The organism is Microbulbifer maximicatervae (SeqCode), from assembly GCF_052467225.1.
The window spans coordinates 4,090,906-4,106,260 of the sequence record NZ_CP174303.1 but is presented as its reverse complement, the minus strand read 5'-3'; the positions used below and the strand labels follow the sequence as shown (position 1 = coordinate 4,106,260).

Sequence of the window (15,355 nt, the reverse complement as noted above, 5' to 3'; positions counted from 1 at the left end):
CGAGATCATACCCTTCGCAATATTAAATTTCTGAAAAATTTATAATGTACCCTTAATTATGGTGGATATATTGAAAGTTAGATGTCTTAGAAATGGGAAAAGCAGGTGCTGCAGCGAGAAGTATAGTTAGAATTTAATCTAAGATTTCTGGCCTGACAATTTACGATATCTAATCTTCAGTATTAATTGACATATAATTAGCTACTCAGTCTAAGCTTTTCTATAAAAGATTGCCTGAGAGAATTTTTTGGACATCAAAAACAGTCTTTCAAGGTGTGCAGTAGCGATTGCCATTTAGTATGCCTCTCAGCTTGCAGATATACTTACTTTACCTATTAATGGATATGCTTTTAAGGAATACAAATTATTAGGTCTAGCCTTATTAGTTGCACTCGCTTATGAACCAAACCTCCTCTTGGGCATTTCTGCACTTGGAATAGCCTATGTCAATAAAACTGATAGATCTGATTATCCTGGACTACCGGAAGTTGATATATAGTGGCCTAAATAGCTTAAGACCGCCCATATAGAGTGGTGGTTCGATGTATAGGATGGAGAGGTAAGATGGACTATCAATCTTCTAAAAGCCCGGTACTTAATCTTTGGGGGCGATTTGGCGGCTCGGCATTGGGCCGCTGGCTGGTGTCTAAATTAGTGGTACTTAAGGCACCGTATTTTCGTTCAATCAAGCCGCGTTTCCTGGAATTATCACCGGGTAAAGTGGAGGTTTTACTGAATAAGCGTTGGAGCGTGACAAATCATATCGGTACTGTACATGCTATCGCTATGTGTAACGCCGCTGAATTAGCTGGCGGTGTTTGTTTGGATGTGTCTTTGGATCGACGCTTTCGCTGGATACCAGTGGGGATGGAAGTCAAGTACTTAAAGATGGCGAAGACTAATCTGCGAGCCATTTGTGAGTATCCAGGGTATAAAACCATTGAGGCTGGCGATGTTGTTATGCCTGTGAGCGTTATTGATACTAATGGAGAGGAAGTATTTCATGCCGATATTACCATGCGTGTATCAGAGCGCCCCAGCGCGAAGCAGTAGAGTTGTCATTTGAGGTCAATTCTTGGTGTGTTTACAAGGGGAATTGCCTTACTTTGAGCTTGAATATGGAGAAGAGTATGCCGGCAGGGAGGCGATAAAGTGTGCTCTACTCATAAATCTCGTAGAATATTTCTCTGTTCAGTCTTGATGTATTTGGAGGGTTTATGAGATTGGCTTGGCAGATAGAAAAGTCGACATGTCTCTTTGGTGGTGAAAATAAAGCTGCTACGGAGCATGAGTTACACCGATCGGAAAGTACTGCCTTGGCGACTGATGATATTTATCAGGACCTTTCCGAGGTATTACAGCTCGCAATTTCCAAGCTTGATGAAAATGTAAGTGATACTTCTCTGTACTTCCTGATTAGTTGGGAGTCTGTATCTGCTTCTATGACTGTATCTGTAGTTGATGATAGTCGGAGCAATGACTCTAAAGTAGTTGTGCTCTGTCACTTTGCTGGACTGGCCTCCCAATATGATGCTGAGCCGAAGAGGCAGGAAGCTTTGGTTAAATGGTCGGATGAACTTAGGTTTTGGTGTAAAGAGTATTTATCTACTGATCAAGGTTTTTCACAGTTTTCTCTGGTTGCATTGTTCGCGGCAGGCTCCAGAGATACTGCTGTGATTCTTTAAAATATAGCTGAAAACGATGCTTATATAGTGTGAACAACTAGGGCGGGGAGGCGAGGCTTAAAATGCCCTCCCTGTACAAATAACATAGAAAATGGAGATTTCTATGAATGTTTACTATTTGTGTATTGGGCTCTTAGCGGCATTATCCCTTCTGCTCGGCGCCTTGGTTACTGTTGGGCGCGGTAAGTATGAGGTTTTAGTTGGGCATTCTTTCGACCCCGATAATACCCTGCACAAATGGGTAAGGGCCCATGCAAATACAGCAGAATATGCTCCCCTTTTGATGGTACTTATTTACTTAGTGAGCTTAGGGCAGTCTTCTACCTGGGTTTGGTGGTTTGTTATTCTGCTGACCGCTTGTCGATTTCTTTTTGTTGCAGGCATCTTATTTCCCTCCACTATGGCAAAGCCTAACCCAATGCGCTTCTTGGGTGCCGTAGGCACTTATATCTTTGGATTGGGGCTTTGCTTGGCGCTGGTGCAGCAAGCCCTGAGACTTTGAGTTGGTTGCAAGCGCTTTCAAACCTTATATTGGTTGGTGCTTAAACTGATCAAAATCGATTGGTCTATCGATAGCTTTTAACTTTTTGCCAGCCGGCAAGAACTGTTTACGATCCTGGCTGTATAAAAAACAACCTAACAAGTTTCCCTGCAGGGTGGTTGACCGAATGCGACACTTGTCGCACACTAGCCCTGACTGTCACACGGGAAGATAAAATGAAAAAGGTAAAACCGTCCCCATCAGAACTTGCGCTGTTGAAAGCCCTTTGGAGGCGAGAACCGCTGAGTGCCAGAGAGTTACATGATCGGGTGGGACCTGAATTGGGTTGGTCATACTCCTCTACTCGAAAGACACTAGATCGGATGCGGGATAAGTCGTTTGTGGCTCAATCTGAGATCCATGGAATCCATGTTTATAGCCCTGCGATTGAGAAGGTGGAAACTTTGGCGTCATATGCAATAGATTTCGCTGAAAGAGTATTAGAGCTTGATGGTCCCCTTCCTGTGTCGATGTTTGCCGGCAGTAAGTTAATGAGTGATAAAGATATCGAGGAGCTTCAGGCAGTACTCGATTCCTGGCCTGACTCTGAGCCGGTCAGCAAGGATGGTGAATAGGCTATGGCCGAGATAGTCTCTACAGTTCTACCATTTGCACTGGATTTTCTAGCTACTTCTTTCTTCTCAATATTGTGGGCGGGGTTGGTTTTTATTGTTATTTGGCTGGCAACAGCTAGAAATAAAGACAGCTTTAATGCGATATACTGTAGTAGTTCAGACTTGATCTGACAGTTACCGGTTTTTCAGAAGGTACTCTGTCAGGTCAAATTCAGTTTACGAGTTTCTCCTTCCAGATACTTTTACCCTCTTCAAGGGTTACCATCGGTGTGCGACCACAACACTTTTTACCCTGATGAGTTCGATCATTATTGTAATATACGAGCCATTCGTCCAGATCCTTTTGTAGCTCTTCTATTGATCCATAGATCTTTCGTCGTAACGATGGCTGGTAGAACTCTTGTAATATAGTTTTATGGAAGCGCTCACAGATACCATTTGTTTGTGGGTGCCTGGCTTTTGTCTTGGTATGTTCTATCTCGTTGATATTCAAGTACAACTGATAATCATGCTGCTCCAGCTTGCCGCAATATTCAGTACCGCGGTCAGTCAAAATACGCAACACCGGCAGATCATGCATGGCGTAAAACGGTAATACACGATCATTCAGAAGATCTGCTGCTGTGATTGGCGTCTTAGTGGTGTACAACTTGCAATGGGCTACCTTTGCATAGGTGTCGACATAGGTTTGTTGGTAAACACGCCCAACCCCCTTAAATGTTCCTACATAGAAGGTGTCCTGAGAACCTAGATAGCCGGGGTGTTGAGTATCAATTTCCCCGCAGGCTTCATCATCATGTCGCTTTCTTTCCAAGGCCTGAACCTGCGACTCCGTGAGGATTAGCCCCTCCTTAGCCACCTTGGCTTCAAGTGCTTTTAATCGTAACTTGAAGTTAGCCAGGTCGTTCCGTAACCAGATACTCCGAACACCACTAGGGGACACGAATACGCCACGTTTACGTAGCTCATTGGAGACTCGAACCTGTCCATGGGCAGGCTCTTGGAGGGCATAAGTCAACACGGCCTCTTCAATTGCTGTGTCAACACGGTTCTTGTGGTTAGGCACCCGTCGACTCTTTTCAAGAAGGGCGTCCACACCGCCACTTGAAGCAGCTTCCTTGTACCGATAGAAAGTGTCTCTCGAAACACCAAGCATCTTGCAAGCTTTTGAGATGTTGCCAAGCTCTTCTGCAAGATTGAGCAATCCGGTCTTGTGTTTGATGATACGATCATTAGTATGGATCATGGGGTTTATCCTTGGTTTTGTTTTTAGGTTTAGGCACCTTCATCAAAACCGGTAAACCCCTCTTTTTCAAGAGGATGTGTCAGATTTGGTCTGAACTAATACAGATATACCAATGGCGAAGTTTCTGGTTGTGTGCAATGGTTGCTGCTGGTTCCCCATTTTTTCTTGCGCAATTGAGCGACCAGTTAACGTTGGGTATTGCTCCGGATCTGAATTTTGAATTACCGCCAGCTTATGAGGCTACCTCTATACCACCAATTAACATAGTTCTGCATGAGTATGTATCGACCTCTTTGAGTTCTGTTGAATTACTGGCTTTTCTTTGGTTGCTTATATATCTGTCCGGGGTGTTTTTTACCTTATCTAAAGTGGTAGTGAGTCAGTTTTTCTATGGCAAGAAATTGCGTTTAATAGCAAATAATAAGCTTTCTGTAGTTAAATTTGACCAGTTTTTTACTTCATCTCAAAGTGATTTTCTAATCGGAAGTAAGACTCAGGTGTTTATAACATACTCATCGATTACACCATTTGTGATGCAGCTATTCAGTCGTAAATTGGTGCTTCCCTCCTATATTTTATCAATGAATGAAACGGAGCGTCATCTAATCATTGAGCATGAAATTATGCACTTGAAAAGGCTTGACCCCTTGTTGATTCTGATTGTGCATATATTTACTTGCATCCTATGGTTCAATCCCTTCTTAGGTTGGATGAAGTCTCGATTCAGCTGGGCGATAGAGTTGGGGTGCGATCGCGAAGTTCTAAAGTCATGTAAGCGAGAATTGCACCGTGTTTATGCACAAGCAATGATTGACACTCTTCGACGGAACTCTTCACAAAGAACAAGTGACTGGGTTGTAGCTTTCTCTTTCTCTGGTGGTACGAGTCAGGCTCCTTTTTTCCGACGCAGACTTTTGAATATTATGGAAGCCTCAAGGGCGGGGTCTAATAATGGCGAATTAGGTGTCTATTTACGCGCTATGTTGTTCTGCAGTTTTTCAACCATTTTAATACTCGGAGGGCTACTGTTAAAACCGGGGTTAACAATGGCTTCAGTGGAGATTACCAAATTGACAGTCCCGGTTGAGAGTGCCCGTATTAGTAGCCCTTTTGGTGATTTCAGTAAAATTCGTAAAAAACCCCATGAAGGTACTGACTTTGCGGCACCGATTGGTACTCCGGTGGTTTCAGCTGAAAGTGGTGTTGTAATAGTCTCTACTGATGATTATAAGCATAAAAATTATGGGAAAATCATAATTATTGATCATGGTAATAATACGAAAACTCTGTACTCCCATTTAAATGAGCGGGAGGTTGAGGCAGGGCAGTCAGTTCGTGCCGGCCAGGCGATAGGAACTGTGGGTATATCAGGGCGTGTAACAGGGCCACATCTTCACTTTGAACTTATCAAAGAAGGCAAGCGAATCAACCCAGACACTTTGCTTGCGAAGTAAGGGGGGAGTGTGATTTATTACTTAAGAAAAGTAGGGTTACCTGTGAGGCGATTAACTATTTTCTTTCTGATCGATATCTGGAGGATGGCTTTGTTGCTGGTTCTTTTATCGATTCAATCACTGGCGATAGCAGGGCCGTTATTGGAAAACCATTCCAATGTTAAATCGGTACAATATGATTTATCTTTTACATTGCCCCTACTCAATGATCTATCCTTGGTACATCAAGATGAAGGGATGCAGCGTAGGGAGGTGGCCCCTCCATATAGAGTTGAGGAAGAATATCTAGAGCGCACAAAAAAAGTTCAACTAGCTAAAAACCAAGGGGTTTTATCACTATTGGTGGATAGTGGAGTCGATCGTGCAGAAGCGTATAAAATAATTCAGGCTTTGTCGGAACATGTCAATGTCAGTATCCTACCAGTTGGTAAGGAATTTAACTTAACAATAGATACCACTGGAAAGCTTAATAAGCTTACCTTGGTTGTTGGCTTTGCAGAGAGTTTGGAGTTGGTTAGACATGGAGACAATTATAGAGCTAATCAATTTGAATCTCCTGTCGATGCCAGGAAATACTACGTTAAAGGTGAAATTTCGGGCAGTTTATACCAAAGTGGAAAAGAGTCTGGTCTATCTAATTCTGTGCTCACAAAACTAAATGAAATATTTAGTTATTCCGTAGATTTTCAACGGCAGATTCGAGCAGGTGATCAATTCTCTGTTTTCTATGATACCTTGTTCAATAGCCAAACTGGAAAGGAAAAACTAAATAGAATTTTATTTGCTGAGCTTATTCTTAGTGGAGAAAAGATAAGTTTATATCGGTTTTCTACTGAGGGACCTCAGGGGGTGGATTATTTTTACCCTGATGGCCAAGGCTCTAGAGGGTTTCTAATGCGTACTCCGTTAGAGAATGCAAGGTTGTCATCTTATTTTGGGCGCCGCAAGCACCCAGTCCTAGGGTATACCCGAGTACATAAAGGTTTGGACTTTGGAGCCCCTTTGGGCACGCCGATATTGGCTGCAGGTGATGGTATTATTGAGCGAGCTTCTTATTTTGGTAGTTTCGGCAACTATATTCGTATTCGCCATGGCTCCGGGATAAAGACTATTTATGCGCACCTTAAGGGGTACGCGAAAGGAATTAGTAAAGGGGGAAGAGTAAAACAGGGGCAGGTAATCGGTTACCTTGGCGCTACAGGTCGTGTGCAGGGGCGTCACTTGCACTATGAAATTCATAAAAATGGTACGGCTGTTGATCCATTAAGGCTTGACCTCCCTATTAGTAAGGGGCTGGTAGGAGATTCTTTAAATCAATTTTCTCAACAGGTTCAAAAGATTCAAGATGAATTGATAAAGTACGCTCAACCAAATCAGTTTGATTCATAATTAAGCTTTTTTATCTTTTTTATTTCTCTCTCACCTTATTATATTCAGGGTTTAACTGACTTACATTTTTGTTGGTAGCGAATTTTTTCTTAAAGCAATATTGAGTATAAAATTAAACTAGGTTAAATATGATTAGAGCTATTCTGCTGATAGCCATTCTGGTGCTGTCTAATTCACTAATCGCAAAGCCCCTCATTACCAAGGTTTCTGAATCTTTTGAGTTAAGTGGATCTAAAATATACACAGTTGACTCTGATATTCTCAAACGCAAATACGACTTGTACGTGAAGTTACCATCAGGTTACTCGAACGATGACAATAAAAATAAGACCTACCCGATAATTTACCTTAATGATGGGCCTCATACATTTAAGGTTGCCTCGGGTGTTACACACTTTAAGGATATGGATAAAGCCATCGTAGTTGCTATTTCATTCGCTCACGGAGAAAACGGGCAGTATAGTCGAGTTCGAGATCTCACGCCCGTAGTCGATAGTGGGTGGAAGCGTTATACAACTGGTGGAGCCAGTAAGTACTTACAGTTTATTGAAAAAGAAGTAATGCCCTTTATTGAGGGGATTTTTAGGGGGGATCCCACACGTAGGATTCTTTCAGGTCATTCATTGGGTGGATCTTTTGGTGCTTGGGTATTACTTACCAATCCACAGTTGTTTTCCACTTATATCCTGACAAGTCCTTCTCTTTGGTTTAAGGATGAAATGATCTTTGATTTGGAGAATAAATATGCAAGCCATAACAACACACTGCCTGTAAACGTCTATATTGCCACTGGCGCTTTGGAGACAATACAAAAGAGCCACATGCGTAATGATATGGTAGATGGGCATAAGAGATTTCTTGCTAAATTACAGTCGCGTAATTATCGTGGATTAAAGCTTAGTGGAGAGGTGGTGAGCGGTACGGACCACTATTCCACTTTCCCGGTGGGGTTGGCAAAAGGTTTAAGGTGGGTATATCAGGATTTGTGGGCAATATAATAATTTTCGCGGTAAAAGAAGAGCTATAGCTGCCCGCGACAAATGGTAGATCTGTTATGCTATTGGAGTTATGCGCGTTTGCCACTTTGTCCGGTCATTACTGCTGCGCCAATCATATGGGCTAAACGTAGAGCTTCAGGGACATACCCAGTGTCGGTGGCTTGCTCTAACACCTGGGCAGCAATCTCCGGTTCACATCCCTGCACTTGAAAATGGAAGTTATTGTAGTTATGGATACTCCCAGCTTTCATCAGGGTTTCTTTACGCAGTAGATAGTCAGGAAAATTTTGCAGCGCCTTATCAATGGCTTGAATGTCTGGTGGTTTTCGCATTAACGCGATACAAGGGCGTTGTAAGATATCGGCTAGCTTGGGTAGATCAATAATATTGAAACCACCCACTGCTACTCCATCGGTCAATACGACATTTACCTGGCTGTAGAATTTACTTTCTTTCAGCAGTGTGGCAAGTGTTTCTGTAGCTTCCATCCCATCTTTGCTTACCTGCCCCCAAAGCATTCCCTCAAAGCGAGTTTTGGTGCAGACAATACCGCTTACTTTTACCGGCGCGCCCCTTCGTTTTTCAAAAGGGGCGTCATCAAAACCGATAACTCGGATCTGCTTCCTTAATCGTAATAATTCTGCCAGAGGCTTCATTATTTCTTGTTGCCCTGAAGAAATAAGTAGGGAAATAACTTTAGTTTTTCCTCATGGCTTAATGATTCCATACGACGGATATTATTTTCTGGAATACTCTCTGGATCTGGATATAGATCTATCATTTTTTCCAGGTTTTCTTCTCTCAGCAGGTGTAAGATAGGATAGGGTGCGCGATTAGTTAGGTTTTCCGCATCGGCGGCTGCAGTGCCAGCAAATTGATAATCTGGGTGGAAGCTGGCTAATTGATAGGTGCCTACATAGTCGTTGCGTTCCAGTAACCACTCTGCTAAATCCAGGAACTGGTTGTAGTCGCTGAATTTCCCTAGGTGATTAGGGATAATCAATAAGGTGGTAAGCAATTCAGATTCCGAAGTGGTATCGAGCCGACGTAATTCCGACAATAGATCACTGAGTAGCGCCTCGTCTCCTGTGGCAGGACTCACCTTGAGTCGAATTTGCCCTGCACGCAGAGGTTTGCGTGCGAAAGGGCAGAGGTTGAGACCGACAACCACATCAGTAAGCCATTGTTCTACCGCCTGAGTAACAGCTTTTTCCATTTGACTGCTTACCACATAAGATCATCGGGGATCTGAAAGTCTGCATAGGGATCATCTTCATCTACCACTGCTGAACTTTCAGCAGGCCTGATTACGATATCGCTATTGCGCTCCGCAATTTTCTCGGCAATAACCCGTGGAACCAACTCAAATTGTTCTCCCTGGACAACAATCATCAGGCGCCCCGCAATCAAGTGATCCCTTAATTCTTCGCTGACATAGATGGTTTTGATTTTTTTGTCGAAAGTGAAGTTATAAGTAATTTCACCAGAATAAGGTTGGCGATTTTTTTCCACCAATTGCTTGATTTGCGCGGCAATAGCTTTCTGCTGTGCAGCCGCATCGCGCTCAGCATTGAGGGCGCGATCACGAGCGGCTTTCTCTGCTTGAGCCTTTTGTGCTGCTAGCTTTGTTTCATCAATCTGGGGTTGTGAAGACTTCTTCGCAACTTTCTGTTGCTTCCGTTTATCTTTGCTGATTTGTTTGGCTTTCTTTTTATCGACAAGTCCTGCTTGGAGTAGTTGGTCTTGCAATGAGGCCATAGTCTCTTCCCCGTGAAAGTCTAAAGTTTCGGCAGCCTTTACAGGTATGCCTGATCAAATTTTCACCAACCATATGGGTTGATAGTTTGTGAGGGTATTTTACCTGAAGACGGTCCAACTACCGCTAAAGATTTTTATGGTGTCCAAGGCTTACCGGAGGTAGCAGTTGCGATGATTTCATCGGGTTCCTTGCCGTCACTCAGCATTTGAGCACCCCCTGGAATTACCAGGGCTGAGCCAGTAGCAATAGCCACCCGCTTGCCACTGGGAGTATCAATGTTACAAGAGGAAACCCTCAGCTGCCGGCCGCGGTGGAGTACCTGTGCCTCCAGAATCAAGTCGCCACTGTTGAGCTTGGCTGGGCGAGCAAAGCGGATATGCATGTCCAGAGTAGCGAATATAGATCCTGCAGGCAGTGTGGAGTAGACCGCGCCTCCCATGGTGAAATCTGCGGCCCAAGCCAAAAGTCCACCATATATAGAAAGGGTCCCATTGGAGAACCAGGGAGAGGAGGGCATAGTCGAGATACAGCGACCATTTTCAACCTCTATAGCGCGGTAACCTGTGAGCATCCAGATAGGGTGAGTTCGCCCCTCACTAATCGTGGTTCTCTGCAATTCGATAGGGACTTGCTCCGGTAAGTGTGCCATGTCGCAAAAGAACGTTTTTGGAGGAGGGCGAAGATAAGGGTCAGGTGTATCTGTTGGTCCTAGGTCGGGAATTGGAAGCTCCTGATCTGGGTTGACTGGAAAGTCGGCAATAAGGCAGCGAGTGCTACCGAAAGCGAGGGTTCTCCCCTCCTGATCGTTAATCTGAATACTTGAGAGCCCCACCTGGTTGCCTGAATGAACGGTCGTAGCTCTACCAACAATATTTTGTGTACTGCTAGTGATGGGTCGAATAAAGCACATATTTAATTCTGATGTGCTCAAGACTTTACCAGCGGGCAAGGTTGTCCATATTGCGGAGGCCAAGGGGGCGTCTGCAAACATGGCATAGATCCCCCCCCAATAGATCCCGGTCCCATCAGCTAGCCACGGCGTAATAGGCATAGAATAGGTGGCCTTACCAAGGCCGGCCTCGGTGGGAGTCATACCCGTTAGTCGCCAAAAAGGGGGCCCGGGTAAGCTGCCGCGAATGTAACGTTTAAAGGTGTCGAGACCAGGTTGCTGCAACGCCCTGAGGTCACAGATGGCACCACGATGGACTTCGTCGGTGATATTGGTCATCCCCCAGCCTCCAGTTGCTTCTAGGACAAGGGTAATGTGAGGGTTTGTTGGATGCGAAAAAGGGAGAAAGCTGCGGAAGAGTCTTTTACCCTAACAGCGCAGCTATCGATCGGCGGATACTGGTTATGGAGCTAAGTTGGGTAGTTTGGCTACGATATGGGTATTCGGGATAGGCTGCCCTTCCATAAATAGGTTTATCGCATCCTGGACTTCAGGGGAAGCCATTAATAAATTATGCCCTGCATTTTCGACTGTTATTTTAGTGGCGTTTTTGAACCCTGAAATGGCTTCATATTGACCTTCCAGGTAAGTTCTTCCGTCCAAGGTCCCGCTAAATAGTAATACCGGAATATTGCTGACTGGCTTTTCCCGAAATTTATCCCCAAGATCCAACTCTGGCGCTAAATTATCGTAGTGCAGAGAGAAATTTAGGTAGTCTTTCAGTAGAGATTTTTGTGCCTGTTCTACAACCTGTGCTTTACGCTTCATATCAATTCCAGAGGCTATATCCATCGCCGTAGGCATCGGGCGCAGGGATATGGGTATGCCTGGTTGCAGAAATTCATCGGGGAAGTAACGTCTGGGCACCTTGTCGAAACTTAATGTAGCTCCTTGGTCCAAATCGCGATAAAACCTTAGTAGATGGCTGACACTTTTAGGGTCCGCAATGAATGCCGAGGCTAGTTGTTGCATATCCCTACGCTGTAGGAGGGATTCGACTTCCCTGCCATCCCGTTGAGGGATTTTAATTTTCAATGGTTGTGACTCAAGTTTTTTATGGACTCGGCTTATAAGTGCTTTAATATCTGGATAGGCTTTTTTTGCTGCGGGTTGCTGATTGACTGCCTGTTGTAGACGGTTTAGATAGTAATCTGTTCGGGCGGGCAGCTTGATGGTTTGGTCCAAACCCTCTGCACTGGATAGAATTAGCTTATCAATAGAACCTTCGATCTCCTTTACCGCTGCCAAAGAGAGATGGCTTCCATAAGATGTTCCCCACAATACTATTTTCTCTGCACCCAAATGGCTCCGTATGGCATCAAGATCTCGGGCATTTTCGAGAGTATTATAGGCATTTAGGTTTACACCAGTAAGCTCCCAAAAATGTAAGCACTCTTTTAGGGCTTTGCGGTGGTAGTTGATATACTGGGTATCGGTGATTGGTTCAAGGGAAGGTACAATTTGCTTGGATTCACAATTGGGAAGGTCATTGGAACGGCCGCTACCACGTTGATCTAATGCGATAACATCACCAAATTGTCGCAACGCCATAAACATATCAAAGCGATAGTTAACGGCCGTAATTCCTGAGCCACCAGGGCCTCCTGCCAGGTAGATTATTGGTGGACCCACTTTCTTTCCTGTTGCAGGAAACCTTACATATTGGAGGGTGATATTACGGCTATCTTTCTTAGTGCGATCTTCTGGTACCTCAATAAAGCCTTGATAGCCCTCTGCAGTTTGTTTGCTCCATGTAGTAAAGGTGTGCGGTTTTTCATTGTTAATGGACTTTGCTGATCCGCTGACAGGGCTCAGTGATAGCATTATTATTAGCGGAGCGAAAAGATGTGCTTTTTTGGCATTATTTTTCATTGTTTCGATACTTCCTTATTGTCGAACTTAGGCGAATGTTATTGTTTTAGATTGGGCTCTTATTTTCAAGTGGATAAAAAGTTTATTCGAGAGCTCATGGGGCTTTTCTCGATATAGATACCCCGTGAATATCGGTAATATAAGCTATTAACCTCTCACTAGGGATTTCGGTTTAATTAGGCTGTCAGACAGAAGTCCGAAAAATAGTAGGTGGATGTTTAAACCCCAGTACTAATGGGCTTATGGGGTCCGTGCAAGGTTATAATCAATGACAGGCAATATTGCAACTCTATGAAAGCTAGCTTTCCTTAAATTCACTATATAGCAATTAAGCTCTTGCTCTAAAATAACTAAAAAATGGTTCTACGCCTGGGGTGGCAAGTGTTCAGGTATTATGGGTTGTTATATAAAATCATTATGCTCAGATTCATGGGGCGCCTCTGATGTAGATATTTTACCTGAAGTAGGGTGTCTGAGAGCGAATCGTATGGCGATTTGAAATTCATCATCCCTAGATAATAGCTTTGGTAAAGTGAGGCTATAGTGTCAATGAAAAAATGCCAGCTATAACAATAAGGATAGCCTTTTTATCTTTGGTTTGTTCATCACGCCTATGAGATTTTTATAAATTTTAGTGGTTGTATATCGTTGATATAAAAGACCTTTGTATTGATAAAACTGTCATCTAGTAGTTCATATTATTATTGCTCTTGCATTCTCGTTCTGTATAGCAAGCCAAGTCCTAAATGGCAGTAGTTGGAAATGAAGTGCCATGATTTTCTTCTGGAATAATGAGCAGTCGGGGGCTTATCTCTAGCCTTCTTCAATGACTAATTTTCTTTGGGGCTGCCTCGCTCCCCTTAATATGTCGTTGCGAGTTTGGCTTTTTTCTGGAGTTTCTATAGCACCAACTTCAATAAACACCTTTCGGTGATTAGAGCTGGGAGTAGCTTTCACATTAAGGATTCTTGCACGATTGTGCCACACCGATATCCTGCTGAGGATATAGTTATCAAAGCCGCTTGGCCTGGTAAGCAACATATATGTGCCAAATAGCCCGCCTAGAGAGTGCGCTGTAAAGGTGTGTCCGATGTCAGATAGGCGATGTGATCTTGCTAGGAGGGGCAAAATGACGTCATGAATAAAAGTGGCATGCTCATAGGCCTTGCCAGTTAAATATTTCCAGTTTTTATCGCTGATGGGGGTAAAGTCCCGAATACGGCTGGCATGATTTTTGACCCTTTTGAGTAAGATAGTCCAACTAAAATGACTTCCTGCAGTTTGCCAAAATCCATCGGCACTTGAGTTGTACCTGAAGTGGCCTGAAAGGCTGAGTCTGCATCTGTCATAAGCACTAAAGGATATCGTTAGTCGAGGGTACTTTCGTAACTCTTAGGTAACTTAACGTAAAGTGAATAGGACCTAGTACTGATAGGATCTTTAACTCCAGGCTGCTGCTTCGAGGAATTTGGAACGGTGAGATGTCTGCGTTCACTGAAAGTGAAGAGGCTGAACAAAGGCTGAGAGCGCAAAACAAGGTTGCTTAGGGCCCTCTCAGGGCTTTAGCACGGATAAAACGCTTGTACTTTTTGTATAGTGGCTTGACAGGCTCTATAAACGAAAGTGTCATTTTCTTTCCCAGTTGCGACTATGCCGGCGTGAACAAAAAGTCAGGAAAGTACTCTAGCGTATAGAAATGATTCATCTTGAAAACTGTTCGCATAAGATTTATTCAAAAGATAGCAATTTTTTTTGTAATAAGATAAAGAGTATGAAGCTCTCAATGTTTCTGTGGAAGTGTAAAAATCTACTTTACTACTACAAAAACGGAAGAAGTAAGTAATTCTATTTTTATATTTCGTAATGTAACTTTTTCATATCTACAATTATCCAAGTACTTGTTCCATTTTCCCCTCTTTTATTTTCCCTCCTTTTGAAGGTTAATAGTCTACGATTTGATTAGCCTTTAGGTGCTGAAGTTCATTGTAATACCTCTCTATGCTTGTAATTTAGGCGTTACTTTTTTCCAGTCACTGGAGGTGGTCGTTTATCGTATGTTTATTGTCTGCTCTCTGTGTTTTTAGGGGAAGTTAGCTTTAGTAAAACTAAAGACTTATATCGATTTAGCTAGTTGATGCTCGATTTTGAAAAGAAGGCTGGTTTTGTACTACAAAAATAATTTGACCAAAAAATAATTGATCGATGGTTTGTTTTGTTCATTGTCTCTAGAGAGCCTCTGTAAGTTGTACTAAGTATTGCAAAATTTTCCAGAAGCTCAGGGAAACCGGTCGGTCACACGAGATGGTTTACTAGAAAAATGGAAAACTTTTATCAGGATGATGTGACGCAGTGGGTTGGTGAGTATGGATTGGATTTGAAACGTTACTTTTCTTCCCGAGTTAATCTATCTGATGTTGATGATCTAGTTCAGGAGGTTTTTATTCAGTTATATATTCGTATCAAAAAGTATGGAGGGCAAATCGAAAACCCAAGAATTTACATTTATGCCATGGCAAGAAATCTTTTGATTAGTCATGGTAGGCGTCAAAAGTCTAGGTGTGGAGGGTTACATGACTCTATTGATCACAAAGTCGACATCCCTTACATGATTAGTCCGGAACGGACGGTGATGGGAATACAGGCTTATACCCGAGTTCTGGAAGCTATTTTAGGATTGCCGCCAAGAGCTGGTACAGCTTTTCGCTATCATCGCTTTGAGGGAATGACTTATCAAGCAATTGCGGAGCAAATGGGAATCTCTAAGGATTCGGTTAAAGAGTTAATACAGCGTGCTTTGACCAAGGTTAGGCAGGTGGCAGAGGAAGCTCCTTGATGGCGCAAAATAGGTCATATTGTGCTGTAGGTTGTGACCTTTTTTCGAGTAGAT

15 protein-coding genes are annotated in these 15,355 nt (G+C 43.2%); 8 read left to right on the top strand and 7 right to left on the bottom strand.

Features of this window, described 5'->3' with window-relative positions; genetic code table 11:
- Window positions 1-564 precede the first annotated feature (564 nt).
- The 4 genes from ACJJIZ_RS17635 to ACJJIZ_RS17620 all read left to right on the top strand — a co-directional run bounded on the left by ACJJIZ_RS17635 (window position 565) and on the right by ACJJIZ_RS17620 (window position 2,801).
- Window positions 565-1,053: a hotdog fold domain-containing protein gene (locus ACJJIZ_RS17635; RefSeq protein WP_444914308.1), complete on the top strand. Its 489-nt coding sequence runs from the start codon at window positions 565-567 to the stop codon at window positions 1,051-1,053.
- Window positions 1,054-1,217: 164 nt separating this feature from the next.
- A complete protein-coding gene (locus tag ACJJIZ_RS17630; protein ID WP_444914307.1) occupies window positions 1,218-1,685 on the top strand; it encodes a hypothetical protein in 468 nt (155 codons plus the stop codon).
- A gap of 103 nt (window positions 1,686-1,788) precedes the next feature.
- Window positions 1,789-2,187, top strand: coding sequence for an MAPEG family protein (locus tag ACJJIZ_RS17625; RefSeq protein ID WP_444914306.1), 399 nt, complete (start codon window positions 1,789-1,791; stop codon window positions 2,185-2,187).
- 215 nt (window positions 2,188-2,402) lie between these two features.
- Entirely contained in the window at window positions 2,403-2,801 is a 399-nt protein-coding gene (locus ACJJIZ_RS17620) for a BlaI/MecI/CopY family transcriptional regulator (RefSeq protein WP_444914305.1), read from the top strand.
- 211 nt (window positions 2,802-3,012) lie between these two features.
- Here the strand turns inward: ACJJIZ_RS17620 and ACJJIZ_RS17615 are convergent, their stop codons facing one another.
- The gene (locus ACJJIZ_RS17615; RefSeq protein WP_444913809.1) at window positions 3,013-4,047 is read right to left on the bottom strand and encodes an IS481 family transposase; all 1,035 of its coding nucleotides are present in this window, start codon (window positions 4,045-4,047) and stop codon (window positions 3,013-3,015) included.
- A gap of 74 nt (window positions 4,048-4,121) precedes the next feature.
- On the opposite strand from ACJJIZ_RS17615, the gene ACJJIZ_RS17610 reads away from it, so the two are divergent.
- The 3 genes from ACJJIZ_RS17610 (at window position 4,122) to ACJJIZ_RS17600 (ending at window position 7,888) form a co-directional block, all read left to right on the top strand.
- Window positions 4,122-5,501 (top strand): peptidoglycan DD-metalloendopeptidase family protein, encoded by a 1,380-nt coding sequence (locus ACJJIZ_RS17610; RefSeq protein ID WP_444916221.1) that lies wholly within the window; start codon window positions 4,122-4,124, stop codon window positions 5,499-5,501.
- A 9-nt stretch (window positions 5,502-5,510) separates the two neighbouring features.
- A complete protein-coding gene (locus ACJJIZ_RS17605; RefSeq protein WP_413662721.1) occupies window positions 5,511-6,890 on the top strand; it encodes a M23 family metallopeptidase in 1,380 nt (459 codons plus the stop codon).
- 128 nt (window positions 6,891-7,018) lie between these two features.
- Entirely contained in the window at window positions 7,019-7,888 is an 870-nt protein-coding gene (locus ACJJIZ_RS17600; protein WP_444914304.1) for an alpha/beta hydrolase, read from the top strand.
- Window positions 7,889-7,956: 68 nt separating this feature from the next.
- Here ACJJIZ_RS17600 and ACJJIZ_RS17595 read toward each other — a convergent pair whose 3' ends face one another.
- The 6 genes from ACJJIZ_RS17595 to ACJJIZ_RS17570 all read right to left on the bottom strand — a co-directional run bounded on the left by ACJJIZ_RS17595 (window position 7,957) and on the right by ACJJIZ_RS17570 (window position 13,668).
- Window positions 7,957-8,544, bottom strand: coding sequence for an endonuclease dU (locus ACJJIZ_RS17595; RefSeq protein ID WP_444914303.1), 588 nt, complete (start codon window positions 8,542-8,544; stop codon window positions 7,957-7,959).
- Complete coding sequence (locus ACJJIZ_RS17590) at window positions 8,544-9,104, bottom strand: DUF1415 domain-containing protein (RefSeq protein WP_413662718.1); 561 nt, start codon at window positions 9,102-9,104, stop codon at window positions 8,544-8,546. Before ACJJIZ_RS17590 ends, ACJJIZ_RS17595 begins: the two co-directional genes overlap by 1 nt.
- Window positions 9,105-9,112: 8 nt before the next feature.
- Complete coding sequence (locus ACJJIZ_RS17585; RefSeq protein WP_413662717.1) at window positions 9,113-9,646, bottom strand: DUF2058 domain-containing protein; 534 nt, start codon at window positions 9,644-9,646, stop codon at window positions 9,113-9,115.
- A 134-nt stretch (window positions 9,647-9,780) separates the two neighbouring features.
- Window positions 9,781-10,875, bottom strand: coding sequence for a PaaI family thioesterase (locus ACJJIZ_RS17580; protein ID WP_413662716.1), 1,095 nt, complete (start codon window positions 10,873-10,875; stop codon window positions 9,781-9,783).
- A gap of 123 nt (window positions 10,876-10,998) precedes the next feature.
- Window positions 10,999-12,468, bottom strand: coding sequence for an alpha/beta fold hydrolase (locus tag ACJJIZ_RS17575; RefSeq protein ID WP_444914302.1), 1,470 nt, complete (start codon window positions 12,466-12,468; stop codon window positions 10,999-11,001).
- 813 nt (window positions 12,469-13,281) lie between these two features.
- Window positions 13,282-13,668 carry an alpha/beta hydrolase-fold protein gene (locus ACJJIZ_RS17570; RefSeq protein WP_444916220.1) on the bottom strand — a complete coding sequence of 129 codons (387 nt, stop codon included), beginning with the start codon at window positions 13,666-13,668 and terminating at the stop codon, window positions 13,282-13,284.
- Window positions 13,669-14,785: 1,117 nt separating this feature from the next.
- On the opposite strand from ACJJIZ_RS17570, the gene ACJJIZ_RS17565 reads away from it, so the two are divergent.
- Complete coding sequence (locus tag ACJJIZ_RS17565; protein ID WP_444907717.1) at window positions 14,786-15,301, top strand: RNA polymerase sigma factor; 516 nt, start codon at window positions 14,786-14,788, stop codon at window positions 15,299-15,301.
- Window positions 15,302-15,355 lie beyond the last annotated feature (54 nt).